1 protein-coding gene and 1 pseudogene are annotated in these 1619 nt (G+C 60.7%); one reads left to right on the top strand and one right to left on the bottom strand.

Features of this window, described 5'->3' with window-relative positions:
* Positions 1–365: pseudogene (locus tag QZV93_RS08100) on the top strand (transcription termination factor Rho); the annotation flags it as partial.
* Positions 366–447: 82 nt separating this feature from the next.
* Here QZV93_RS08100 and QZV93_RS08095 read toward each other — a convergent pair.
* Positions 448–1619, bottom strand: a 1172-nt coding sequence (locus tag QZV93_RS08095; RefSeq protein ID WP_295557458.1) for a methyl-accepting chemotaxis protein, incomplete at its 5' end; no start/stop codon positions are given.

Here is a 1619-nt window from a genome sequence, read left to right as displayed (position 1 = left end):
AGCGGTTCTTCGGTGCGGCGCGCAATATCGAGGAAGGCGGCTCGCTGACCATCATCGCCACGGCGCTGATCGATACCGGCTCGCGCATGGACGAAGTCATTTTCGAAGAGTTCAAGGGCACCGGTAACTCGGAAATCATTCTCGACCGCAAGGTTTCCGACAAGCGCGTGTTCCCGTCCATCGACGTTGCCCGCTCCGGCACGCGCAAGGAGGATCTCCTGGTGCCGAAGGACCAGCTCAAGAAAGTTTACGTGCTGCGGCGCATCCTCAATCCGATGGGCACCATGGATGCGATCGAGTTCCTCATCGACAAGCTGCGGTCGACCAAGACCAACGGCGAGTTCTTCCAGTCGATGAACACCTGAGGGCCGGTCCCTCGAGTTCGTGCAAAAACAAAAAGGCCGCGAATTACGCGGCCTTTTTTATTGGTACCGGCGGATGGCGCGCTCAGGCAATCAGGGCCAAGGAGGCCTCTTTCACCTTGCGCGTCGATTCGTTGGCGGCGAGGGCCGAGCTCGAGATCCGGCGCATGTTCTCGGAGATCTCCATGACGCCCTGGGAGGCCGTTTGCATGTTGGAGGAGATGTCCTGGGTCACAGCGCCCTGCTCCTCGACAGCCGCGGCGATCCCTTGCGAGATGTCGTTGATGGTGCCGATGATGGTCGTGATGTCCTTGATCGCGGCGACGGCGCTTTGGGTGCCGGCCTGCACGGTTGCGATCTGGTTCGAAATCTCGGCGGTGGCCTTCGCCGTCTGATTGGCGAGAGCCTTCACCTCCTGTGCGACGACCGCGAAACCTTTGCCGGCGTCGCCGGCACGAGCGGCTTCGATGGTGGCGTTCAGGGCCAGCAGATTGGTCTGCGATGCGATCGTGTTGATCAGCTCGACGACCTGACCGATGCGCTCGGTGGTGCTCGAGAGTCCGGTCATGGCGTTGTTGGCCAGCGAGCCCTGATGCACGGCCTGGTTGGAGATCTGGGAGGCTTCGTTGACACGGCGGCTGATCTCCTGCACGGAGGCGACAAGCTCTTCGGCCGCCGTCGCAACGGCTTGGACGTTGGTTGCGGTCTGGGAGCTGGAACCCTCGGCGTCCTGGGCGTCTCTCGAAGTCTGCGAGATGGCTGTGTTAATTTGTGCAAGATCGGTGTCGATCTGGGTCTGAATCTGCGTCTTGCGGATCCGGTCCTGAACGGTTTTCGTGATGTCGGTGCAGAATTTCACGACCTTGTAGGGGCGCCCTGACGGATCGAAGATCGGGTTATAGGTCGCCTGCAGCCAGATCTCCTTGCCGCCCTTGCCGACGCGCTTGTATTCGGCCGCCTGGAACTCACCGCGGTTGAGGGCATCCCAGAAAAGGCGATAGGCGTTGCCCGAGCGCTCGGACTCTTCAACGAACATGCGATGATGCCGGCCCTTGACCTCGTCGAGCGTGTAGCCGGTTGCAGCGAGGAAGTTGCCATTGGCCGCAATGATGGTGCCGTCGAGATTGAACTGGATGACAGCCTGGCTCTTATCGATGGCCGCGAGCTGACCCTGATAGTCGGAGTTGCGCTGCTTGGCTTCGGTGATGTCGGTGCAGAATTTCACGACCTTGAACGGCTTGCCATTGGTGCCCACGA

It is taken from the genome of uncultured Hyphomicrobium sp., assembly GCF_902826555.1.
Taxonomy (GTDB): domain Bacteria; phylum Pseudomonadota; class Alphaproteobacteria; order Rhizobiales; family Hyphomicrobiaceae; genus Hyphomicrobium_C.
This window is presented reverse-complemented; position numbering and strand designations above follow the sequence as displayed.